This window comes from Caenimonas sp. SL110 (assembly GCF_001044395.1).
Lineage (GTDB): Bacteria > Pseudomonadota > Gammaproteobacteria > Burkholderiales > Burkholderiaceae_C > Ramlibacter.
The window spans coordinates 31908-53705 of the sequence record NZ_JANU01000015.1 but is presented as its reverse complement, the minus strand read 5'-3'; the positions used below and the strand labels follow the sequence as shown (position 1 = coordinate 53705).

At 60.4% G+C, this 21798-nt stretch carries 19 protein-coding genes, 1 tRNA gene and 1 pseudogene; 12 read left to right on the top strand and 9 right to left on the bottom strand.

The genetic code is table 11. The features are described 5' to 3' along the window. Nucleotides 1-56 precede the first annotated feature (56 nt). Nucleotides 57-1475, bottom strand: coding sequence for an FGGY family carbohydrate kinase (locus tag AQ12_RS10460; protein WP_048439850.1), 1419 nt, complete (start codon nucleotides 1473-1475; stop codon nucleotides 57-59). Nucleotides 1476-1596: 121 nt separating this feature from the next. On the opposite strand from AQ12_RS10460, the gene AQ12_RS10455 reads away from it, so the two are divergent. The 8 genes from AQ12_RS10455 (at nucleotide 1597) to AQ12_RS10425 (ending at nucleotide 6625) form a co-directional block, all read left to right on the top strand. Next, nucleotides 1597-1899: an urease subunit gamma gene (locus AQ12_RS10455; RefSeq protein ID WP_048439849.1), complete on the top strand. Its 303-nt coding sequence runs from the start codon at nucleotides 1597-1599 to the stop codon at nucleotides 1897-1899. A 36-nt stretch (nucleotides 1900-1935) separates the two neighbouring features. After that, nucleotides 1936-2109: a hypothetical protein gene (locus AQ12_RS22980; protein WP_161799012.1), complete on the top strand. Its 174-nt coding sequence runs from the start codon at nucleotides 1936-1938 to the stop codon at nucleotides 2107-2109. Between the two features lie 22 nt (nucleotides 2110-2131). Next, the gene (locus AQ12_RS10450; RefSeq protein WP_048439861.1) at nucleotides 2132-2437 is read left to right on the top strand and encodes an urease subunit beta; all 306 of its coding nucleotides are present in this window, start codon (nucleotides 2132-2134) and stop codon (nucleotides 2435-2437) included. Between the two features lie 2 nt (nucleotides 2438-2439). Further along, nucleotides 2440-4158 carry an urease subunit alpha gene (gene ureC, locus AQ12_RS10445; RefSeq protein WP_048439848.1) on the top strand — a complete coding sequence of 573 codons (1719 nt, stop codon included), beginning with the start codon at nucleotides 2440-2442 and terminating at the stop codon, nucleotides 4156-4158. Nucleotides 4159-4372: 214 nt separating this feature from the next. Beyond that, entirely contained in the window at nucleotides 4373-4936 is a 564-nt protein-coding gene (ureE, locus tag AQ12_RS10440) for an urease accessory protein UreE (protein WP_048439847.1), read from the top strand. Continuing rightward, a complete protein-coding gene (locus AQ12_RS10435; RefSeq protein ID WP_048439846.1) occupies nucleotides 4905-5585 on the top strand; it encodes an urease accessory UreF family protein in 681 nt (226 codons plus the stop codon). The genes ureE and AQ12_RS10435 overlap by 32 nt, the downstream gene beginning before the upstream one ends. Then, entirely contained in the window at nucleotides 5582-6226 is a 645-nt protein-coding gene (gene ureG, locus AQ12_RS10430) for an urease accessory protein UreG (RefSeq protein ID WP_048439845.1), read from the top strand. The genes AQ12_RS10435 and ureG overlap by 4 nt, the downstream gene beginning before the upstream one ends. A 312-nt stretch (nucleotides 6227-6538) precedes the next feature. After that, nucleotides 6539-6625: transfer RNA gene (locus tag AQ12_RS10425), tRNA-Ser, on the top strand. 29 nt (nucleotides 6626-6654) lie between these two features. Here AQ12_RS10425 and AQ12_RS10420 read toward each other — a convergent pair. The 6 genes from AQ12_RS10420 to AQ12_RS10395 form a co-directional block, all read right to left on the bottom strand. Continuing rightward, nucleotides 6655-9675, bottom strand: coding sequence for a type III restriction-modification system endonuclease (locus AQ12_RS10420; protein ID WP_048439844.1), 3021 nt, complete (start codon nucleotides 9673-9675; stop codon nucleotides 6655-6657). Nucleotides 9676-9900: 225 nt separating this feature from the next. Continuing rightward, nucleotides 9901-11016 (bottom strand): Fic family protein, encoded by a 1116-nt coding sequence (locus AQ12_RS10415; protein WP_048439843.1) that lies wholly within the window; start codon nucleotides 11014-11016, stop codon nucleotides 9901-9903. A 12-nt stretch (nucleotides 11017-11028) separates the two neighbouring features. Continuing rightward, nucleotides 11029-12885, bottom strand: a complete 1857-nt coding sequence (locus AQ12_RS10410; protein WP_202967498.1) for a site-specific DNA-methyltransferase — start codon at nucleotides 12883-12885, stop codon at nucleotides 11029-11031. A gap of 7 nt (nucleotides 12886-12892) precedes the next feature. Further along, on the bottom strand, nucleotides 12893-13609 hold the full coding sequence (locus tag AQ12_RS10405; protein WP_048439841.1) for a DUF4391 domain-containing protein: 717 nt from the start codon (nucleotides 13607-13609) through the stop codon (nucleotides 12893-12895). After that, nucleotides 13606-16941 (bottom strand): helicase-related protein, encoded by a 3336-nt coding sequence (locus tag AQ12_RS10400; protein WP_048439840.1) that lies wholly within the window; start codon nucleotides 16939-16941, stop codon nucleotides 13606-13608. The genes AQ12_RS10405 and AQ12_RS10400 overlap by 4 nt, the downstream gene beginning before the upstream one ends. Nucleotides 16942-17022: 81 nt before the next feature. Continuing rightward, the gene (locus AQ12_RS10395) at nucleotides 17023-17325 is read right to left on the bottom strand and encodes a helix-turn-helix domain-containing protein (RefSeq protein ID WP_048439839.1); all 303 of its coding nucleotides are present in this window, start codon (nucleotides 17323-17325) and stop codon (nucleotides 17023-17025) included. A gap of 208 nt (nucleotides 17326-17533) precedes the next feature. On the opposite strand from AQ12_RS10395, the pseudogene AQ12_RS10390 reads away from it, so the two are divergent. The 3 genes and pseudogenes from AQ12_RS10390 to AQ12_RS10380 form a co-directional block, all read left to right on the top strand. Then, nucleotides 17534-17911: pseudogene (locus AQ12_RS10390) on the top strand (RadC family protein); the annotation flags it as partial. Nucleotides 17912-18033: 122 nt separating this feature from the next. Then, nucleotides 18034-18480: an SRPBCC family protein gene (locus tag AQ12_RS10385; RefSeq protein ID WP_048439838.1), complete on the top strand. Its 447-nt coding sequence runs from the start codon at nucleotides 18034-18036 to the stop codon at nucleotides 18478-18480. Continuing rightward, on the top strand, nucleotides 18480-18929 hold the full coding sequence (locus AQ12_RS10380) for an energy transducer TonB (protein ID WP_048439837.1): 450 nt from the start codon (nucleotides 18480-18482) through the stop codon (nucleotides 18927-18929). Before AQ12_RS10385 ends, AQ12_RS10380 begins: the two co-directional genes overlap by 1 nt. Here AQ12_RS10380 and AQ12_RS10375 read toward each other — a convergent pair. Then, a complete protein-coding gene (locus AQ12_RS10375) occupies nucleotides 18916-20535 on the bottom strand; it encodes an alkaline phosphatase family protein (RefSeq protein ID WP_053076668.1) in 1620 nt (539 codons plus the stop codon). The two genes, AQ12_RS10380 and AQ12_RS10375, sit on opposite strands and share 14 nt — an antisense overlap. 24 nt (nucleotides 20536-20559) lie before the next feature. Next, on the bottom strand, nucleotides 20560-21465 hold the full coding sequence (locus AQ12_RS10370) for a glycosyltransferase (protein WP_161799011.1): 906 nt from the start codon (nucleotides 21463-21465) through the stop codon (nucleotides 20560-20562). 75 nt (nucleotides 21466-21540) lie between these two features. Here AQ12_RS10370 and AQ12_RS10365 point away from each other — a divergent pair, with 75 nt between their 5' ends. Next, nucleotides 21541-21723, top strand: coding sequence for a hypothetical protein (locus tag AQ12_RS10365; RefSeq protein WP_048439835.1), 183 nt, complete (start codon nucleotides 21541-21543; stop codon nucleotides 21721-21723). Nucleotides 21724-21798: the final 75 nt, after the last annotated feature.

Here is a 21798-nt window from a genome sequence, read left to right as displayed (position 1 = left end):
TAGATGGGGATGACTTCACTCACCCCTGCTGTTGCGCAGTTTCCGTGCCCGGTCTCTCACGAATAGGCAGCGGCCTTCCACGCGGCAAACTTTTCGGCCGCCTCGTCAGCCGACATGCGCGGTTCGAACGTACGGTCGTAGGTCGCAAAACCAGCCACCTCAGCGGCTCCCAGCAACCCGACCCCCCGTGCGGCACAGATGGCAGCGCCCGCCGAGGCCGCCTCCCGAAGTGCGTGCCGGGTAACAGGCAGGCCCATGATGTCCGCCTGCGCCTGCATCAGGCTGTCTGAATGGGTCAGCCCGCCATCGACCTTGAGAAGGTCGCAAGGCGGCAGTCCGGCTCCTGCCCTGACGGCATCCACCGCCTCGCGTACGCGGCAGGCCAGACCCTCCACCGCTGCACGGACAATCTGGCCCTGGGTGGTGGCGCTGTTGAGGCCGCCAATCAGGCCGCGCCTGGCAAAGTCGCCATGCGGCGCGCCCAGGCCAAGCAGCGCCGGCAGGAACACCACGCCACCCGCATCAGGCGTTGCAGCAGCCAGCGCCTCAAACGCTTCATGGTCCTGGATGGCGAAGAGTTGCCGCAGCCAGTCCAGTGCGGCACCGGCAGTCAGCACCATGCCTTCCAGGCAGTACTGTGTGCGCCCACTGCCCGACGAGAGCACATGCGGCGGCATGGCCAGCGATATGAACTTCATCGCCGCACCGGTCGACACATTCACCGTCGCCGAGGTGCCATAGCTCACCTTCATCTGCCCGGCCGCTTCACACCCATGGCCGATGAGCGCACTTTGCTGGTCGCCAATGACAGCGGCGATGGGGACCTCGGCACCGAAGACGGCGATGGTGGTCGTGCCCAACACGCCCCAGGTATCGACCAGTGCCGGAAAGCTTTTGGGATCGACGGCCTGCCCTGCGATGACTGGCCCGTTCCAATCCAGAGTCTTGCCATCGATGTAGCCCATGGCCCAGGCCTGGCTGCGGTCCGTCACGTGCAGGCTTGCACCGCTCAGCTTCCAGATGATCCACGAATCGACATTGCCCCAGGCCAGGTTGGCGCGATCCAGGCCGGCGAGAACGACCTCAAGCTTGACAGCCACCAGGTGCGGATGAGCCGGGTAGCCAGCCTTCTGGTACTCGGTCGCACGGGGAGCACCGCGCAGGTCGCTCCAGACGACCACCGGGCCCAGTGGCTCGCTGGTGATCCTGTCCCAGCACACGATGCTTCCGCGCTGCGAGGTCACCCCGATGGCGGCCAGGTCGCCAGGCGCAATACCGGCCCGGGCGAGCGCCTGCTGGATCACATGGAGCGTCGAGGCCCACAACTGCGCCGCGTCCTGCTCGACGTGTCCCGGCAGCTTGCTCCATGAGTGCACCGGCGCGAAGGCGCTGGCCTTGAGCTGGCCGCCAGGGGTAAATACGCACGCGCTCAGCGAGGTCGTCCCGATATCGAGGGCGAGGATGAGTTCCGGCATTGGGCTTATTTTCACCGAACCCGCAAGCCTCCCAAAACCGGAAAACCGCAAGTCCGCAAGTGCCCATGTTCGTCTTCTGGCGTATAGCCACTGCCCGCCCTTGCACTAAACTGATCCCGCCATGGAACTCACCCCCCGCGAGAAAGACAAGCTGCTGATCTTCACAGCGGCGCTGCTGGCCGAACGGCGCCGCGCGCGCGGCCTGAAACTCAATTACCCCGAAGCGATGGCGCTGATTTCGGCAGCCGTCATGGAAGGCGCTCGCGACGGCAAGACCGTGGCGCAGCTCATGAGCGAGGGCCGCACCATCCTCACCCGCGCCGATGTGATGGAAGGTGTCGCCGACATGATCCCCGACATCCAGGTCGAAGCGACCTTCCCCGATGGAACCAAGCTGGTCACCGTGCACCAGCCGATCGTGTGAACAACGCCTGACGAACAAACCCCAGGAGAAACCAAGTTGACGCTCAACCAGCTCGCCGTCGCCGCAGCAGCGCTCTACACCGGGACCCATGCCTTCGCCCACAGCGGACATGGCGCCCACGCTGCCTTGCACTGGCACGCCACCGACACTTTTGGGCTCCTGGTCGTGGGCAGTCTCGCGGCAGCCGCCGTCTGGCTCGCCCGCAAGTAGCGTGCAGATCGTGGCCCAGGCAATGATCCCCGGCGAACTCTTCACCGACGAAGGCGACCATGTGCTCAACCCCGGTCGCCGCACGCTCACGGTGGTGGTGAAAAACACCGCCGACCGCCCCATCCAGGTCGGCTCGCACTATCACTTCGCAGAAACCAATGGCGCGCTCGATTTCGATCGCGCGGCCGCGCGCGGCATGCGGCTGAACATCGCGTCGGGCACGGCGGTGCGCTTCGAACCCGGCCAGCAGCGCACGGTGGAACTCGTCGATGTTGCAGGCGATAGAACCATCTACGGATTTCGCGGCCTTATTCAAGGAAAGCTCTGACCATGGCCACGATTGGACGGCGCGGCTACGCCGAAATGTTCGGCCCGACGATTGGCGACAGGGTGAGGCTGGCCGACACCGACCTCATCGTCGAGGTGGAAGACGACTACACACTGCGCGCCGGCGGCTACGGTGAAGAAGTGAAGTTCGGCGGCGGCAAGACGATTCGCGACGGCATGGCGCAATCGCAGCGCACCAGGGCCGAAGGCGCCATGGATTGCGTGCTGACCAACGCACTCATCATCGACCACTGGGGCATCGTCAAGGCCGACATCGGCATCAAGGACAGCCGCATCGCCGCCATCGGCAAGGCCGGCAACCCGGACACGCAACCGGGCATCGACATCATCATCGGCCCCGGCACCGAAATCATTTCGTGCGAAGGCAGCATTGTCACGGCCGGCGGCATCGACAGCCACATCCACTTCATCTGCCCGCAGCAGATCGAGGAAGCGCTCGCCTCCGGCGTGACCACGATGCTGGGCGGTGGCACCGGTCCGGCCACCGGCACCTTCGCCACCACCTGCACGCCCGGTCCGTGGAACATCGAGCGCATGCTGCAGGCCGCCGACGGGTTCGCGATGAACCTGGGCTTTCTCGGCAAGGGCAATGCGAGCCTGCCTGCTGCCTTGCACGAACAGATCAACGCAGGCGTGATCGGCCTGAAGCTGCATGAAGACTGGGGCACGACGCCTGCTGCGATCAGCAACTGCCTGGACGTGGCGGAGCTGACCGACACGCAGGTTGCGATCCACAGCGATACCTTGAACGAATCGGGCTTTGTCGAGAACACGATCGCCGCGACCAAGGGCCGGTCGCTTTGTGCGTTCCACACCGAAGGCGCGGGCGGCGGTCATGCGCCGGACATTTTGCGAGTGGTTGGTGAAGAAAATTTTCTTCCGTCATCGACCAATCCGACGATGCCCTACACCCACAACACGCTCGACGAGCACGTCGACATGCTGATGGTGTGCCATCACCTGGACCCGGCAATTGCCGAAGACCTCGCGTTTGCCGAGAGCCGCATTCGCAAGGAAACGATTGCAGCCGAAGACATCCTGCATGACCTGGGCGCGATCAGCATGATGTCCAGCGACAGCCAGGCGATGGGGCGCGTGGGTGAAGTGATCATCCGCACCTGGCAGACGGCGCACAAGATGAAGGCGCAGCGCGGATCGCTGGCGTCCGACGGTTCGCGCCATGACAACTTCCGAGTCAAACGCTACATCGCCAAGTACACGATCAACCCGGCCATCGCACACGGCATCTCGCACGAAGTCGGCAGCATCGAACCCGGCAAGTGGGCCGACATCGTGATCTGGAAGCCGGCCTTCTTCGGCATCAAGCCGGCTGTGATCATGAAAGGCGGCTTCATCGCCATGGCCGCGATGGGCGACCCCAATGCGTCGATTCCCACACCGCAGCCCGTGCACTACCGGCCGATGTTCGGCAGCTTCGGCGGCGCCATCGCGAAAGGCTCGATCACGTTCGTTTCGAAGTCGGGTCTGGATGCAGGCATAGCGGACAAGTTCGGGCTGCGCAAGAATCTGAGCGCCGTGAAGAACATCCGTGGCGTGAAGAAGCAGCACCTGATCCACAACAACTACCTGCCGAAGATGGAAATCGATCCGCAGACGTATGCAGTGCGCGCCGATGGGCAACTGCTGGTGTGTGAAGCAGCGACGGTATTGCCGATGGCGCAGAGGTATTTTCTGTTTTGAACCGGCAGTGATTGCGCACCCGAGGCTGTGATTGCGAACCCTTCGACAAGCTCAGGAGAGCCTTGATCCGCTCCAGAGGCTGTCATTGCGGACTTGATCCGCAATCCATGCTTGATCAGGCGCAGTCGCCGCTTCGCGGTGGATTGCGGATCAAGTCCGCAATGACAGCCAAGCCAGGTCCTCACTGACAGCGATTTGAAACTACCATCCCCTCATGCTCCAAGTCTCCAAAATCCTGGCCGGTGGTCACGGCCTTGCGCCGGTGTTGCTCAAGCGTGCGGCCACCGTCCAGCTCGACTGGGACGTGCGCCAGAAAAGCCGCTTCGACTGCACCGATTCGCAGGGCCGTCACCTCGGGGTCTTCCTGCCGCGCGGCACCGTGGTGCGCGGCGGTGATGTGCTCGTTGCCGAAGACGGCTCGCTCGTCAAGGTGATTGCCGCGCCGCAGCCGGTGCTGGTGATCACGCACTGCACCCAGCACGGAACGCCCTTCGACCTGACCCGCGCCGCCTATCACCTGGGCAACCGGCACGTCGCGATCGAACTCAAGCCCGACCATCTCAAGATCGAACCCGACCATGTGCTCGCGGACATGCTGCGCGCGATGCACCTGATCGTGCGAGCCGAAGAAGGCGCGTTCGAACCGGAAGGCGGTGCCTACAGTGCTGGCGGACATTCGCACGGCCCATCGCACGCGCACTCGCATGCACACGCCCCGGCAGTCGGCCCCCTTGCGCAGGGAGCCTATGGAGACGATGGCCACGACCACACTCACTGACGGCGACCTGCTGGCCCTGGTGTGGCTTGCGTCACCCGCGTTGCCCGTGGGCGGCTTCTCGTATTCGGAAGTGCTGGAAGCCGCAGTCGAGAGCGGCCTGGTCACCGATGAGGCCACAGCAGCCAGGTGGCTCGCGGACCAACTGCATCTCACGCTGTCACGCGGCGACCTTGCGGTGCTTGCCGCCGCTGTCACCGCATGGCGGGACGGTGACATGGCACGCATCGCACAGCTCAACGACTGGGTGCTGCACACGCGCGAAACCAGCGAGCTGCGCCAGCAGACCGAGCAGATGGGCCGATCGATGGTCGAGTGGTTGCGCTCGATCAGGCCCGAGACCACGTCCGCCCACTGGACCTACCCGATCGCGTATGCGCTCGCATCGTCTGCGGGCACGGCATCGCCGCGCGCCATCGCCCTCACCTTTGCATTCGGCTGGGCCGAGAACATGATCCAGGCGGCCATCAAATCGATACCGCTGGGACAAAGTTCGGGCCAACGCATCCTGTCGCGGCTGGCCAGCGAAATTGCCGCAGCCGTTGACCACGCGCTCGCATTGCCTGAGGATGCGTGGCAGGCCTTTTCACCGATGCTGGCCATCCTGTCGGCGCAGCACGAAACCCAATATTCAAGGCTCTTTCGCTCATGACGTTTCACCACATCGCCAACCGCACCAAAAAACTGCCACCGCTGCGCGTGGGCATAGGCGGCCCGGTCGGCTCCGGCAAGACGACGCTGCTTGAAATGCTGTGCAAGGGCATGCGCGACAAATACGACCTGGTCGCCATCACCAACGACATCTACACCAAGGAAGACCAGCGCCTGCTCACCGTCAGCGGCGCGCTCGCAGCCGAGCGAATCATGGGCGTGGAGACCGGTGGCTGCCCGCACACCGCGATCCGCGAAGACGCATCGATCAACCTCGAAGCCATCGACCGGATGCTGGTGGATTTTCCGGATGCGGACATCGTGTTCGTCGAATCCGGCGGAGACAACCTTGCCGCGACATTCAGCCCCGAACTGTCGGACCTCACGATCTATGTGATCGATGTGGCGGCGGGCGAAAAGATCCCCCGCAAAGGCGGCCCCGGCATCACCAAGAGCGACCTCTTCGTCATCAACAAGACCGACCTCGCGCCGTATGTGGGCGCGGACCTGGGTGTGATGGAAGCCGACACCCAACGCATGCGCCGAGACAAGCCGTATGTGATGACCAACCTCAAGACCCAAACCGGCCTGGCCGAAGTCATCAGCTTCATCGAACGCAAGGGGATGCTGGAGCAGGCGTGAACGCGCTGATCATGGCGAGGCTCGCAGGGCAAGGCTGTCATGCCGAGGCTGTCATGCGGGGGGCTGTCATGCCGGACTCGATCCGGCATCCACTGCGAAGCGGAGACTGCGCCTGATCGTCGATGGATTGCGGGTCGAGCCCGCAATGACAGTTCAAGCGTGGCTGTCATGCCGGACTCGATCCGGCATCCACCGCGAAGCGGAGACTGCGCCTGATCGTCGATGGATTGCGGATCAAGTCCGCAATGACAGCCACTGGCTTCAGGGTCGATTGGAACGCCGGACCGGCAACCGCCTAGAATACGTGCCTTCGGAGAGTTGGCAGAGCGGTTGAATGCACCGGTCTTGAAAACCGGCGATGTTGAAAGACATCCGTGAGTTCGAATCTCACACTCTCCGCCGCTGTTTCTTGCCAAGAGCTGCGGCCGCTATGCAACCAGCTCCATCAACTTCCCATAGCCATCCACGACGTCGTACTTAACCTGGTCAGACGTGATCCTGGCGAAGAATTTACGGGCGCACTCGATCTTGCTTTCCTCGATTTTTCGCAAGTCCATGCTGGACATCGATCCCTTGGTTTCGGCAACAAAGTAAACGTGCTTGACCTTGCCTTCCTGGAAGGCAATGGCCCAGTCGGGGTTGTAGTTGCCGACCGGCGTGGGAATGAAGAACCCACGCGGCAGCTTGGCATACACCACAACCTCGGTGCTGGTATCCAGCTCGCGTACAAAGTCGCGCTCGTTTTTGGAATCCGTGAAGACGTAGTCGTAGATGTGGTGGTCGGCCTTGACCGCCTTGCTGAAATCTTCCTTGGGCTTGTCCTGGGTGAAGATTTCCATGGTGTGCGTTTCACCCGTGGGGTCGTAGGCGATGTGCTCCACGATCACCGTTGCCTTCTGCTCGTTCATCAGGCGCGCTGCCTTGCGCATGAAGTCTTCGGGGTTGGTGCGGTACTGGCTGAACACGGCCTTGTTGATGCCCTGCAAGATGCTGGCGACCGTGGCTCGCGTCAGTTGTGTCTCGTCGGCCAGTCGGCCAATCAAGTCGTACTTGACGGCGGAATGCGCCGAGGCACGGTGGTAGTCCGTCGTGGACTCGCTTACCTTGAAGGACTCGCCCAGGCGAATGCCGTCATAAGTTGCCGTTTCGGCCTGCTCCCCGGCCACCACGGTGTACTGCATGGGGCTCACTTTGAGTTCGGCCTCCAATGCCTTCACGCACTTGGCTACCAGTTCCGGCGTCTCGAATTCCACCGTGTACGCGGCCTTGCGGTTGATGCGACTCCACAGCGCCTTGAATTCGGCCTTCTCAAAATTGCCGTTCAGCGGATTGGTCCTGGCCTTGCGATCGTCATCCGGCAATGGCAACTTCGCATCGCTGAATACGGTGTCGATCAGCGCAAAAACCGCTTCGGCATGGGCTGCTAACTCTTCGGGCAGGTCGGTAAGCTGGCCTTCCTTTTTGGCGTCGTGATACTTTTGCGCTATTTGGCGCTTCATGTCTACGTAGCCGTTTTGGATCAAATAGAACTCGATGACAGTCGCCATTTCGGAACTGACTTCGACATCGCCGCCAGATGTTTTGAGAACCTTGCCTTGGAAATAGGCTTGGTTCGCCACCCGTGGCCGCTCCGACAACCCCTCGCTCATGTCCCGCTGCAAGGCGGTGACGAAATCCTTGTAGCTCTCGCTGGCCACAACCGTCAACACGTTGACCTGATGCACCGTGGCGGGGTCGTCCATCCGGTCGCCATGCTGATTGACAGATATACGCAACCCGCGCCCCACTTCCTGACGGCGGCTGATGGTGTTGTCGCTGTGCTTCAACGTGCAGATCACGAACACGTTGGGGTTGTCCCAACCTTCGCGCAGAGCGGAGTGAGAGAAGATGAAGCGAACCGGCTCGTCGAATTTCAACAATTGCTCCTTCTTGCGAAGGATCAGGTCATACGCATCCACGTCGTCTGTTTCCGTGGACTTCTTCCCGGTCTCGGGGTCCACCATGCGCTTGCTCTTCTTGTCGATTGAGAAGTAGCCCTCATGCGTGCGCGCGGTCGCAATGCCTTTGAGATACCGGTTGTAGGCTGTGTCTTCCAGCGTCATCACCTCGGCCAGTTGCTGGTTGTACTCCTCCTCGAACATCTGGGCGTACTCGCCATTGCGCTCGCCTGCTTCGTCATAGCTGCGGTACTTGCTGACGGCGTCAATGAAGAACAATGACAGCACCTTGATGCCCTGCGCAAACAAAGCCTGCTCTTTCTCGAAGTGGGCTTTGACGGCCTCGCGGATCTGGATGCGGCGCAACGCGGATTCGCTGACATCGCCCGTCGCCTCCCCCGCCACCAGCTCATGCCCATTGAGGAAGCTCACGGTGTTGGTCAACGCATTGATATCGGCCACCACAAAGCCTCGGTACTGCTCCAAGCCACCGGACAGATCGAACAGGTTGTCGTTGCGCGACAGCTTGCGCAGCACCCGTTTGATGCCGCTGTTCTGCTTGATTTCCAGCTCCACGCGCGCCACGGGTGCAGCGGTGGACACCTCGATGGACTCTAAAAACAGATAAGCATTGGTGCCGGTCAGACCCTTGACCGAAATGCCGCGCACTGCAATCTTCTTGACCAGCTTCTGGTTGTAGGCATCCAGGGCATCCAGCCGGTGGATCTTGTTGTGCGTTGTCTTGTGCGTGGCCGAATACCGCAGCACCGCCAGCGGCTTGAAATTGGCCAGCGAGTCCAGCGTCTTGGCGCCTTCCATCTTCTGCGGCTCATCCAGGAACAGGATGGGACGGTTGGCGCTGATCACATCAATCGGCCTGCGGGACTGAAAGTCGTCCAGCTCTTCATAAATCCGGCGCGCATCCTTGCCCGTGGCATGGAAGGCCTGCACGTTGATGACCATGACATTGATGCCCGCATCGCTCGAAAAGCTTTCCAGGTTGTGCAGCTGTTTGGAGTTGTAGATGAAAAAGCGGGCGCGCTTCTTGTAGTCGTCCATGAAGTGCTCGGCCGTGATTTCCAGCGACTTGAACACGCCTTCACGAATCGCAATGCTGGGCACCACCACAATGAACTTGCTCCACCCAAACCGGGCGTTCAGCTCGAACATGGTCTTGACGTAGCAATACGTCTTGCCCGTGCCGGTCTCCATCTCGACGTCCAGATTGATGTCGCACACCCTGGTTTTGACCAGAGCGGCAGACTGCGGTAGGTTTTGCCTGCGCTGCACCGCGTGGATGTTTTCCAGCACCTGGCCGGGGGTCAGCGCCAGATCAGCGTTTTTGAAGCCGGATGACTCCAATGCCGCCGTCGCCTGGCCGCTGGCGTCCACCGCGCGGCCCGGGTCAATGCGGTAGTTCAGCCCTTCGCGCCTGGGCTGCCCGGCAAAGCAATCCGCCACGGCCTCCACTGCATGGGTCTGGTAGGCCTGTTTCTTGAATTTCAGCTTCATGAGCAAGCCTCCTCTGTGTGGAAGATCCCACTTGGTTGTCCCCCCAACTCGTGGGCCGAGCCCAATCGGTCCAGAAGCACCTCACCCTTGGCACTAAGAGATTCGCCAGACACCGTCTGTTGAATCTTTTGGAGTCCATGGACTCCGAATATCCTTTTGTGGAGTGCGTAACCGGAAATAGGCTCCACAAATGATTTCGTGGTGGATGCAAGCTCCGTAAACACCTTAGAGCACCTCACGGCCTTCGGCCAAGTTGACCAGACGAGGAAAACACAGCGTAGCGGGCCTTCGGCCGCTGCCTGATTGCAGTTCCCTCAAGATGCCAGCCTCCTTCATCTGCCGGAGCAAACCAGGGGTCGTTTTTTCGTGAATGCCAAACTCCTTGTGCATCTGTGCCGTGAGGTCGGATGAGCGAAAAATAGGCTTGCTGAAAATTGCATCCAACACATGCACCGTGTACTGCGAGTGAGTGGCCGCCTGGATCGCCAGCTTCATCTCTTCGTACAAAGCCTGAATGGCCGAGACACGAGTACTGTTTTGGGCTGCCTGCGTGGTGATCGCTTGCAAAAAGAATGCAATCCAACCGTTCCAATCGCCCTCAGCCGAAATGGCTTTGAGCCTTTGGTAGTAGTCTTCCCGATGGGTTTCGAGATACTCAGACAAATAAAACATGGGCTGGGACAACGCCCGCTTTTGATACAAAAACAGCGGGATCAAGATGCGACCGATCCGCCCGTTGCCATCCTTAAACGGGTGAAGTAACTCGAACTGTGCATGCACCACTGCCGTTTGCAGCAAAAAATCGAGATCGTCGCTGTCCATGTAGTGCTCCCAGTCCTGCAAGTGGTCTGGCAGCTGTATGGGGTTGGGCGGCACGAAACTGGCTTGCTCCATGGTGCAGCCATGCCTGCCAATCCAATTCTGGTCCAGGCGGAAAGCCCCCGGTGTCTTGTCTTGCCCACGAACACTGCTCATCAGAATACGATGCAGCTCGCGCACAAAACTCAGTCGGATGGGGTAATCCTTCAAGTATTCACGTGCTGAATAAAGGGCCTGTCGGTAGTTGGAAATTTCCCGAATGTCTTCGTATTTTTCCCCCTCCTTGATCAACCCTGCCTCCTGCTCCAACACCTCATCCACCGTGGCCTGCGTGCCTTCGATCTTGGACGACAACACCGCTTCCTGCGTTGTCAACGGCGAAAGCATCACGGCTGCGTTGGGAATACCTTGCAATAGGCCGTCGTAGCGGGCGAGCGCTGCATTGGCTTGCCCAACCAATGGCAAGAGCACACGGTAGTCCAGGGTAGTAATCGGCAATGCGTTGGGAATGTAGGGCTGCATGGTTACGCCCCATCAAATGCACTTGACTTCGGTGCCGGGTGACATCAGCCGGAAGATTTGTTCCACGTTGATCTTCACGCTGTCGCTGGCGAAGCCCGCATCGCGAAACACCACGCGCAGCGGCTCGCGCCTGGCCAACAGCTTGACGAACTCTTCGCTGATACCTTCTTCAAAGCACGCCGCCAGCGCATTGCCATCAACGAAAAAAACCGTCTTTCCCGCAATGGTCTCCTGCGTGATGGGCAGCGCCAGATCAACGCCCCAGTCCAGCAACACCTGGAACAACAGATCTTCGGAGGTGCGGTCTTCGCGGATGTTGTTGACCTGATCGGACAGCAGGTCTTGGGAAACCGCGTTGGGGGTGTAGAACACGTCCTTCATGTTGGAGCTGTCGATTTTTAGGACGCGGAAGCCAACTTCCGCTTTCGCTCCATCGATCTGCCCGCGCACCTCAGCTCCATAGTTGCGCACACGGGTAAGCCCCATCTCAAAGATAGAACCGAGCCCCGGCTCTGGCTTCGGCAAAGGCTCAGCAATCTGGACACCGATAAAACGCCGGTTGCCGCCATCCTCAAAGTTTTGTTTCAGTACAGCGTGGGCTGTCGATCCGCTGCCACTGAAAAAATCCAGAACAATGCTGTTGTCATTCGGTTTCCCAGCCAATTGCAGGATGCGTTGCAACAACTCCACCGGCTTCACTGAATTCAGGACGTTTTCCGTTTCCCGAAAAGGCACGTATTTGAGCAACGTCTTCTTGGCGTCTTGCGTATGGCCTACTTCCTTGTACGACCAGAATGTTTGGGGAGTACGGCCTTGTTGAACTTCGGACAAAAAGCGTTTCAGGCGAGGCATGTTGTTGCCTTCATCACCCCACCAAATACGGTTCTCCTGCATCAGCTTCGCGAAGCTTGCCTCGCTAAACCGCCAATAGCTACCTCGCGGCGGGCCGTCAATGACGCGGCCGGAAGGGCAAGTAACGGGATACAGCCCAGCGTCATATCGGTTTCTTGCGGCAAGGTCGCTTGATGCCCAGGGGCCGCGCGGATCACTGTCTGGATTCTTGTAGCGTGCTCGCATCTCGTCTGTCTGCGGCAAGAGATTGGGAGTCCATTGATCAGCCGACTTTGCATAGACGAGCACATAGTCATGGTCCTCGGAAAACCACCTTGCCGAATTTTTAGGCGAAAAAACTTTTTGCCAGATGATTTGCGCTACGAAGTTCTCTTCTCCAAAGACCTCACTGCACAACTTGCGCAGGTTGTCCACCTCGTTGTCATCAATCGAGATGAACATCACGCCATCATCGCGCAATAGGTTACGGGCGAGTTTCAGTCGCGCGTAGATCATGCTCAGCCAGTCGGAGTGAAAGCGCCCATTGGCATCGGTGTTCGCTACCAGACGTGCGCCCGACTCATCGGCTTGGTTCGATCGGATGAGGTAGCTCTCCGCGTCATCCGAGTAGTCATCGTCGTAAATGAAGTCGCGGCCAGTGTTGTACGGCGGATCGATATAAATCAACTTCACCTTGTTCAAGTAGGTCTCTTGCAGCAGTTTCAGCGCGTCAAGGTTGTCCCCCTCGATGAACAGGTTCTGCGTGGTGTCGAAGTCCACGCTCGCTTCTCGGCAAGGGCGTAGTGTCTTGGCAATGGGGGCATTGGCGGTCAACAACGCCTCTCGCTTGCCGGGCCAATTGAGCTGGTAGCGCTCCTGCGGACCTTCGACGATGCTCCCCGACAGCTCCTGGCGCAACTGATCGAAGTCGATGCTGCGCATGACCTCACCATCGGCACCACGCGTTTCGGTCAGGCAGTTTGGAAAAAGCTGGGCCAGTTTGTCGATGTTGGCCCGCGTCAGGTCGGGGCTGTGCATTTTTAGTTTATTCATAGTCAATTTGGGCCAGCGCTTGAAGCTCGTTGCGAATGGTACGCAACTGGGCGTTGATTTCGACCTTGCGGTTGAATTGCTTTTCCTGGGTCAGCCGGGACTCCAGCCTGGCCGCTGCGGCCTGCCCGGCTTGCAGCTGCGCCATCCGTTCCAACTGGTCGCGCAGCGACTCGCCAGCCCGTGCTGGCACCGCCAGGTGCCGGCGCAACAGTTGCTCGTACAGGCCTTGCAGATCCAGCGCAACGGGCAGGCCGTGTCGGGGCAAGTCGTCTGGCTGCCACGGCGCTGCATGGTAGTCGCCCAGCACCCACTGGCCGCTGACGGCTTCGCTGGGGCGTTTGTAGGCTGCAATGGGTTGGCTGCGACCGGCATGCCGCAGAACAAACAGGATGGGAAAAGGGATGGCCTTGTCGATGCAACGCAGCACCGAATGACTGACATCCGGCAGCTTCAAGGCGATTTCAAACACCTCGATTTCAGGCACGTCGAGTTTGGCAGACAGGTTGATGCTCTCGGGGGCTAGCTTGTGGGTCCAGGTGATGCTTTCTACCTGCTTGACAAAGAGCGCGCGCAATGCGGCGGTGGGTTTCCCATGCGCGTAGATTTTGGCCTTGGACACTGGCCGCGACACAGCGGCTTTTGCAGGCCATGCAAACAATGCGCAGGCGATCGCGGGCGAGGAGTTGAGCGATGAAACTGGTGCGGTCATACAGGCTGCACCACGAGGAAGCTGACCAGCTCGAAGTCTTCCAGCCCTGCCAGGTCTTGCACCAAGGCGCTGGTCTTGCCTGGCGAGAACAGGCTGTCCACGTCCTGCTCTTGTTGGCGCTCGATCATCGAGTGGATGGCCTGGTCGAGTAGCGACGAATACACCGCCATTTCGCGGCCATCGCTGGTGGCTGCGTTGAAGGGCTCAAATGCGTTGGGCACTGGGTCACTGCAGCCCTTGCAGGCGTTGCGGGCCAGGTCCAGAAGGGTCTTGACCTCTGTGTGGTCGGCAATGATGGTGCCGTCCATGCCGATGTAGATCAGATAGTAGGGGTGCAGGCGGTTCTTCTGCCGTACCACCGCCCCGGCCGTACCACTGAGCAGCCGGTTGCGCAGCGTGAAGATCACGCCAGGGTGAAGGCCTCTTTCTGCATCGGCGGGCACCACGGCATGCAGGCCATTGGGCAGGCGCGACAGGTCGCCATGGGTCTTGATGTAATTCAGCAAGTCCATGCGGAAGTCGTTGAGCCCCAGGTCGGTGATGGAGACGCCGGTTTTGAGGTCTTCCATCGCGATGACATCTTCTTGCAAACGGCGCAATTGCTCCTTGCGGTAGGCCACATCGTTGGACTGCGCGGACAGCACGTTGTCATCGCCTGTGGCCGTCACGTCGGCAATCATCATGCGGCTCTCTACGCGCTCTTTCAGGCGGATGTATTCGTCCAGGCTGATGTCGGGCCAATAGTTGACCAGCTGGATGCGCGCATTGGGCGAACCAATGCGGTCCACCCGGCCGAAGCGCTGGATGATGCGCACAGGGTTCCAGTGGATGTCGTAGTTGATGACGGTGTCGCAGTCCTGCAAGTTCTGGCCTTCGGAGATGCAGTCCGTGGCGATCAGCACGTCAATCTCGCCGGGTTCATGGGGCAGCGTCAGCGCCTTCTCTTTGGCACGGGGCGCAAAAAGGGTGAGCATGGTCTGAAAGTCGATGCCTTGGCGCGGGTTCGCGGCCAGCCGCAGGGTGGTTTTAGGCTCTGTGGTGCCCGTGACCTTGCCAACGTGAATGCCATGGGCCTGAAGCAGGCCCATTGCCAGGTTGTCGTAGAGGTAGTTGGCGGTATCTGCAAACGCGGTAAATATCAGCAGCTTGCGGTTGCCCGGATTGATGGGGTTGGCCAGCTTGTGCTCGATCTGGACTTTGAGGTGTTGAAGCTTGGCGTCGTCAGCCGGGGTGATCTTGTCCATTTCGGCCAGCAGGCCATCAATCACGCCCATGTCGGCGCTCAGGTCGTACTCCCACGATGGCAGGTCCATATCGGCCAGGTCGATCTTGACCTTGCCGCCCGTGTTGCTGTCGCCTGTGTCGTCAAACTCGGGTAGCTCTTCGTCGTCGAAATCGGCATCCTCAAAAACCGATGCCTGATCGGTGAAAGGCCTTGCCCGACCCGTTTTCTTGAATGCGTCGATCTGGGCCAGCGCCTTCTGGTGGTTGTCTTGCAGACTCTGCAAGGTGAGCCGGAACGATGCGACTGAACTTTCAAGGCGCTTGAGCAAGTTGACGGTCATCAGCGCTTGCAAGCTCTTTTCGCGGTCGGCCTGTTTGAGCTTGCCGCCGCCACTGGCCACCTCAGTGTCGTACATGTCTTCGTACTTCTTGATGCGGCTGGGCAGGATGTAGCCTACAGGCGCATACACGGCCAGCTTCAAGAGCGAGAGCTGGTTGAAGATGTCGTTGAAGTCGATGACATCGGTTCGCTGGGTCAGAGGGCAGTGGAACGACAATGGTTTGAGGCGTTCGGGGAAGGTCCCAATGTCCTTGGTGTCGTAGAACGTCTCGATGTGTCTGCGGGATCGGGCAATGGTTACGCTGTCCAGCAGCTCAAAAAAATCGAAGTCCAGGGCACCCAATATGGCGTTAGCAGTGCGCTCTTCTGGCGGCAGCCTGGTCCAGTTGTTAAACGCTGCCTGCGCCCTGCGAAAAATCTCCTCAACGTCCTTTTCGGTGTGCAGCTTGTCACCAAGTTGCAACGAGTTGCCCTCGTAGGCCAGCGCCAACTGGTTGCGCAAGTCGTTGAAACGGTTGTTGACCGGCGTGGCAGACAGCATCAGCACCTTGGTCTTGACGCCTTGCCTGATGACGGAGTCCATCAGCTTCTGGTAACGCGTCTCCTTGTCCTTGTAGGCATCGTTGTTGCGGAAGTTGTGCGATTCGTCGATCACCACCAGGTCATAGTTGCCCCAGTTGACCCGGTTCAGCGGTGTGCCGAAAGACTCGCCACTCGTGCGCTGCAAGTCGGTATGGCACAGCACTTCGTAGTTGAAGCGGTCCCTGGAGAAGATGTTGGTTTTGAGATTGCGGTTGTAGGTCAACCAGTTGTCGGCCAGCTTCTTGGGACACAGCACAAGCACGGACCGGTTGCGCAGCTCGTAATACTTGATGACGGCCAGCGCCGTGAAGGTCTTGCCCAGGCCCACGCTGTCGGCCAGGATGCAGCCGTTGTATGTTTCGAGCTTGTTGATGATGCCGGTCGCGGCGTCGCGCTGGAAGTTGAAGAGCTTTTGCCACACCAGCGTATCGAGGTAGCCCGTACGATCGTTGGGCAGCACATCCTCGTTGAGGTCTTCGAGGAACTCGTTGAAGATGTTGTAGAGCATCAGGAAGTAGATGCGCTCGGGGGAATTCTCCTGGTACACCGATGCAATGTGCTCGCACACGAGGCTGGTTACGTCGTTCAGCTTGACCGGATCGGCCCAAATCTGGTCGAACAAGCTCAGGAAGACGCTCGTGTTGGCGGGCTCATCGAACTTGTTGACGATGTTCGATACAGCGTTGCCCGGTCGGTACCCCAGATCGACGGCGGTAAATCCATGCAAGGGCATATAAACGGCACTGGGCACGTCCCCGGTTTCACTTGCGGCCTGCACCGCGGCGAACTGCTGCATGGGCGCGTTGCCACTGTTAGTGCGGAACTTGGCCTTGCGGCGCATCCAGTCCGCGCATTCACGGGCGATGGCGCGCTGGGTCAGTTTGTTTTTGAGCTGCACCTCGAACTCGGTGCCATAGAAGCTACGCTCGGTCTTGGTGTTTGATGGTGGCTTGGGGATGTGGAACTCGCGCCGCTCTTTCCTGGCTGCGTCCGTCGCCTCGTCGGGCATGAACGACGGCGAGGTGAAGATGAACTCGAAAGACTCGACCGATTCCAACTCGAGCTTCAAGGCCTCGTAGGCATAGATGGAAAAGCAGGAGGCCGCGATCTTGAGGCGTCCGCCCGGCTGCACCGCCTGCTTGATGTCATCGCCCAGCAGCTCGTTAATGTTGTCGATGAGTTTCACGCCCTTTTCCAGCCGCTCCTTGGTTACAACATTTGCGCCCGCTCAATGTGCGTCCGAGTTTGGACGCGCAACTCTCTACCGTCAAACCCGAGCCCGCCGAGGCGCCCTGGTCAGCGACTCATCCAAACCCCATCGCTTCGCAAACTCCGGGTCTAGCAATTCATGCGCAGGCACATTGACTGCGACGCACAATCGCTCGACATTGTCGATTGAAACGTTTCGCTCACCACGCTCCAGCGTCCCCACAAAGGCCCGGTCGAGCGAGGCCTCGGCGGCCAGGGCTTCTTGCGACATCCCGAGATGCAGTCGCTGCAACCTGAGATTTTTCGCAAACACTTCACGCAGTGACGGCGGCTTCTTAGACCTGCTTGTTGCTCCAGACATCCGCCGCATGCTCTGTTAATGTCGTGTTTAAATCCACGGTGTTTGAGCATCTTTAATTCAGCGGTGCCGAACATTGGCTCGACCTTGGACCCACTCGGCGCAAAACCAGATGCACATCGCGACCCCAGCTTTGCAGGTATCCCGTCTGATCGACGAAGACCTGACCATCCTCCATGCCCTCTCCATCCTGCGGTCCCGCTTCAAGCGCCGTGACGTCTTCGATAGCCCGTCCTCCGTCATGCACTTCCTGCGCCTGCAGGCCCAGGGCCTTACGCACGAAATCTTCGCCGTGATGTACCTGGACACGCATAACCGCCTGATCGACTACGAGCGGCTCTTTCGCGGCACCCTCGCCCAGACCGCCGTGTACCCGCGCGAAGTGACCCGGCAAGCACTCGCAAAGAACGCCGCTTCGGTCGTCCTGCATCACAACCACCCGAGCGGCATGTGCCTGCCCAGCAAGGCCGATGAGTCGCTGACCCAAACGCTCAAGGTCGCACTCGGCCTCGTTGAGGTCCGCGTGCTCGATCACATCATCACCAGCGATTGCGGAGCGGTTTCCATGGCTGAGGCCGGGTTGCTCTAACGACTTGCGTAAAGAGTACGACTTCTCTGCGACGAAGATGAGCCCATATGCTTCGGGCAGCACCGAACCCGCCAGTTTCAGGTACAAACCCACTTCACTCCCCGCATCAAGAGGCCCCCGACATGCCCACCGGAACCGTGACCCTGCATCGCGTGCTCAAGGCCCCGCCCGAGCGCGTCTATCGCGCATTCATCGACGCGGATGCCAAGGCCAAATGGCTGCCGCCTTACGGCTTCACCTGCAAGGTCCATCACTTTGAAGCGAAGGTCGGCGGTACCTACAGGATGTCGTTCACCAACTTCACCAACGGCAGCGCGCATTCATGGGAGGGTCGGTTCCTTCAGCTGGTGCCTCACGAAAAAATCGTCTACACCGACCGCTTCGACGACCCCAACCTGCCCGGCGAAATGACCGTAACCGTGACACTGCGGCAGGTGATCTGCGGCACCGAACTCAGCGTGGTGCAGCAAGGTATCCCGGAGATGATCCCGACCGAGATGTGCTACCTGGGCTGGCAGGAATCGCTGGCGCAGCTCGCAACGCTGGTGGAGCCGGAGATCCAGGGTTGATGCCGCGCATGTTCACCCGCATTCGCCCCTTCATCGCAGCGCTCGGCCTGATGCTGTGCGCTATCGCCGCCACGACCGCCAGCACGGCCAATGCAGCCGATGCGCCCGCTGACAAGGTCGTCTATGTCAGCCCCCACACCAGCGAAGAGCCTTTCAGTTCGTACTACGCGGGATTTTTCAGCAAGCTCGTGGTGGGCAGCATGGCCGAGCCGCCCAAGGGGGTCAACGGTCAGCCGGTGGAAGGCAGCGTGCTGTTCGTCGTCACGGTTGCGCCAACCGGTGCGGCCGAGCGAATCGACATCGTCGAATCGTCGTCGCCTATCGTCGAAAAGCATGTGCTGGCGTTGATCCGAAAATCGCAGCCCTTCGCAGCCTTCAGCCCCGAGATCCGCGGCAAGGCATCAAAGCTCGTGATCACGTCGCACCTGAACTACGTCAGGGAGCGATAGCGGCCCCTTCGCCGCGTGCGATAGCGGCTCCCTCGATATGGGCAGGCACTTCACCGCCCATCGCCTGCAGCAGTGTCGCGGTGACGTCCTGCGTTTTCACGACGGGCAGCCGCACGCCTTTGCCGAAACCCTCGCCGATCGCGAGCATGAACCCGACCGTGGAATGACCCCCCGTGCGAAAAAACGGCACCGGACCGATGCGCCCGTACTTCGGATGCTCCACAACATCGGTGACCACGCCTTCCCGCCACTGCACCATCAGGTCGGCGGGCGACTGGTCCGGGTTGTTGTCCATAGCGTCCTGGCGCACCTGCAGCACCTTGGATGCCAGCGGCTTTCCGGTGCGGGCGTCGACCAGCCCCGCCACCACGGCGCGCAGTTCGTCGCACACGGCGGTGAAGTCTTGCGGCGCAATGCCGTCAGGCCCGTCGCGCCCGGCAATATTCAGGCGGATCAGCCCCTCTGAATAACCCGGCAGCGCAAAGGCGCGCATGCCGGCCCACTGCGGGCGGAACCAGTTGCCCGGGTCCCAGTCGAGCGGGTCGCCGCGCTCGCTTTGCACCAGCGGTGACTCCAGCGCCTGTTCGCCGTGCGGGGTTCGCAGGCCCCAGACTTCTTCGCGCCAGTGCCGGGAGTAGCCCAGGCTGGGCTCGGGGATGGGCTCGGCAATGTCCTGGTAGCACAGCGCCGGCTTGCCGGTGCTCCAGCGGTAGATCAGTTCCGGCAAGAAGAGCATCGACGACATGTCGAGCGTGTTGCTTCGCATCCCGTGCGGCGAGAAGATGAAGATCTGTGTGTCTGCGGGCGCAGCAGCAACCAGTTCGCCCACGCCCCTGTCCACCGCCTGCGCCACGTCCAGCAGGAAGTCGCCGCCCGCTTGTTCACGCATGCGGTCAAACAGCGCATGGGGCTGGCTCAGGTGCCAGAACAGGTGCCCCGCGGTGTGGATTTCGCCGTAGGCGGCCAGCAGCAGGTCCCAGCGCTCCTGCGCCATCAGGTCTTTCAGGATCGCCGTGCGCTGGCCGGCTGCGGTGACGAGCTGGTCGCGCACCTCGCGCATCGTCTGCGAGTTGTAGAGGCTGGGGATGCGATAGGACAAGGTCTCCGATCCGTCATCGGCATTGGTGATGGTGTCGTAGAGCGGATGCCTGCCGTGCTTTGCAATCAGTTGCGCCATCAATCCGGGGGGCGACGACTGGCGCAGGATCTGGTTGACCTCGGTGCCCCATCCCAGCAACTGCACGCCATCGACGCCATCGACCATGCGGGTCAGGGGCAAGTCGAAGATCGCGACCCGCTTGCCCTGGGGCAATGCATAGAACGGCGGGTATTTGGTGAATTGGTACGACGCACGCTCGACCATGTTGTAGCCGCCGTCGTCCTTGTAATCCTGGTGGCCCCATTCGTGGCTGGTTTCAGGCGAGCACCCCTGCAGCAGCGTGAGCCAGCTGTTCTCCACGCGATACAGGCCAAAGTTGGCCTGGCGCGCATAGGTGCCCTGCCCGAAGAGCCGGGCGAGGTGGGGAAGCTTGCCTTCCTCGACCCAGCGTTCCAGCAGTTTGGGGGCCATGGCGTCAAGGCCGATTGCAATCACGGGCGCGGTCAAGTTCTGCTCCTTGCTTGAAAGGTTTCAGTAGGCAAAGCCATAGGGCTTCATCGCTTCATGGTTGCCCGATGCGGCCATCTGCGCGGCTTCGTGCAACCAGGGGCCGAGGCGAAAATTGATGCGTACTTCAAAGTCATCGCGCACCTGGTCATGAAAGGCAATCGCGTCCTCCAGCACCGCCTCGGCTGCACTGCGCCGGCCCTGCGACGCGTGGATGCACGCCAGCACCATCGATGCGTTGAGCGACTCGACCGGAAAACCTGCGGGCCTTTGCCGGTGCAACTGTTCGAACTGGTGACGAGCCTCTTCGAGGCGTCCCTGCCGGTAGTGCATGTAGCCGCTGAACCAGCAATAGCGCAGCCACTGCGGGTCGCGCGACTGGGCGCACGCCAACCGCCATTCGTAGCGCGCGTCCTTGGCCTGGCGGCGCGAGAGATCGGGGTAATGATGCAGCCGCAGTTGCGATGACCAGTTCGCGGTTTCACCGGCTTCGCGCAAGCTCGGCTGCACGGTGTCGTGCACAAAGCCCCGGTGGTGGTGGCCACGCCTGAACAGGCACAGCTTGTAGTCCTGGACCACATCGCCTTCGCCCATGTCGGTATCCCATCCACCGAAAAGGCCCGAGGGCAGGTCGCGGTCATCGAGCGCCAGCACCGCCTTCAGGCCGTCGCGGTCGATTCGCTCATCGGCGTCGAGCGTGAGCACCCAGGGCGTCTTGAGTGCGTCGAAGCTGCGGTTGCGCTGGTTGGCGAGCGTGAAGCACTCTTGGGCATGGATCTCCCCTTGCAGTGCCGTGATGCCAAAGTGCTCCTGCAGCAGCTCCCGGGTGCGATCGGTGGAGCCGGTGTCAATGATCACCACTTGCGAGAAAAGGTCCACGATGGGCGACAGGCAGGCAACGATGTTTGCCTCCTCATTCTTGACCATCATGCTCAACCCGGTATCCGGCATCCCTGTTCCCTGCTACGATTTCTCGACCCACCGATCCTAAGAGAGAAAGTCACCATGTCCATCCAGCTCGACCTCACGAAACTCTATGGCTTCAAGATTGTTGCCGGCAATGACGGCAAGATTGCAGGTCAGACCACCAGCTCGAAGATTGGCCAAAAGGATGGCGTCAAGAACGCGTCGGCTACGGCCAGCAAACTCGGCGGCAAACTCGGCGAGAAAGCCGGCTTGAAGCCCTGATACGGGCGTCCCTATTCTGAGTCCCCTGAGTCCCTTTCGTTTTCCGCCGCAGGGCGAGCGCGCCCAATTTCTGGA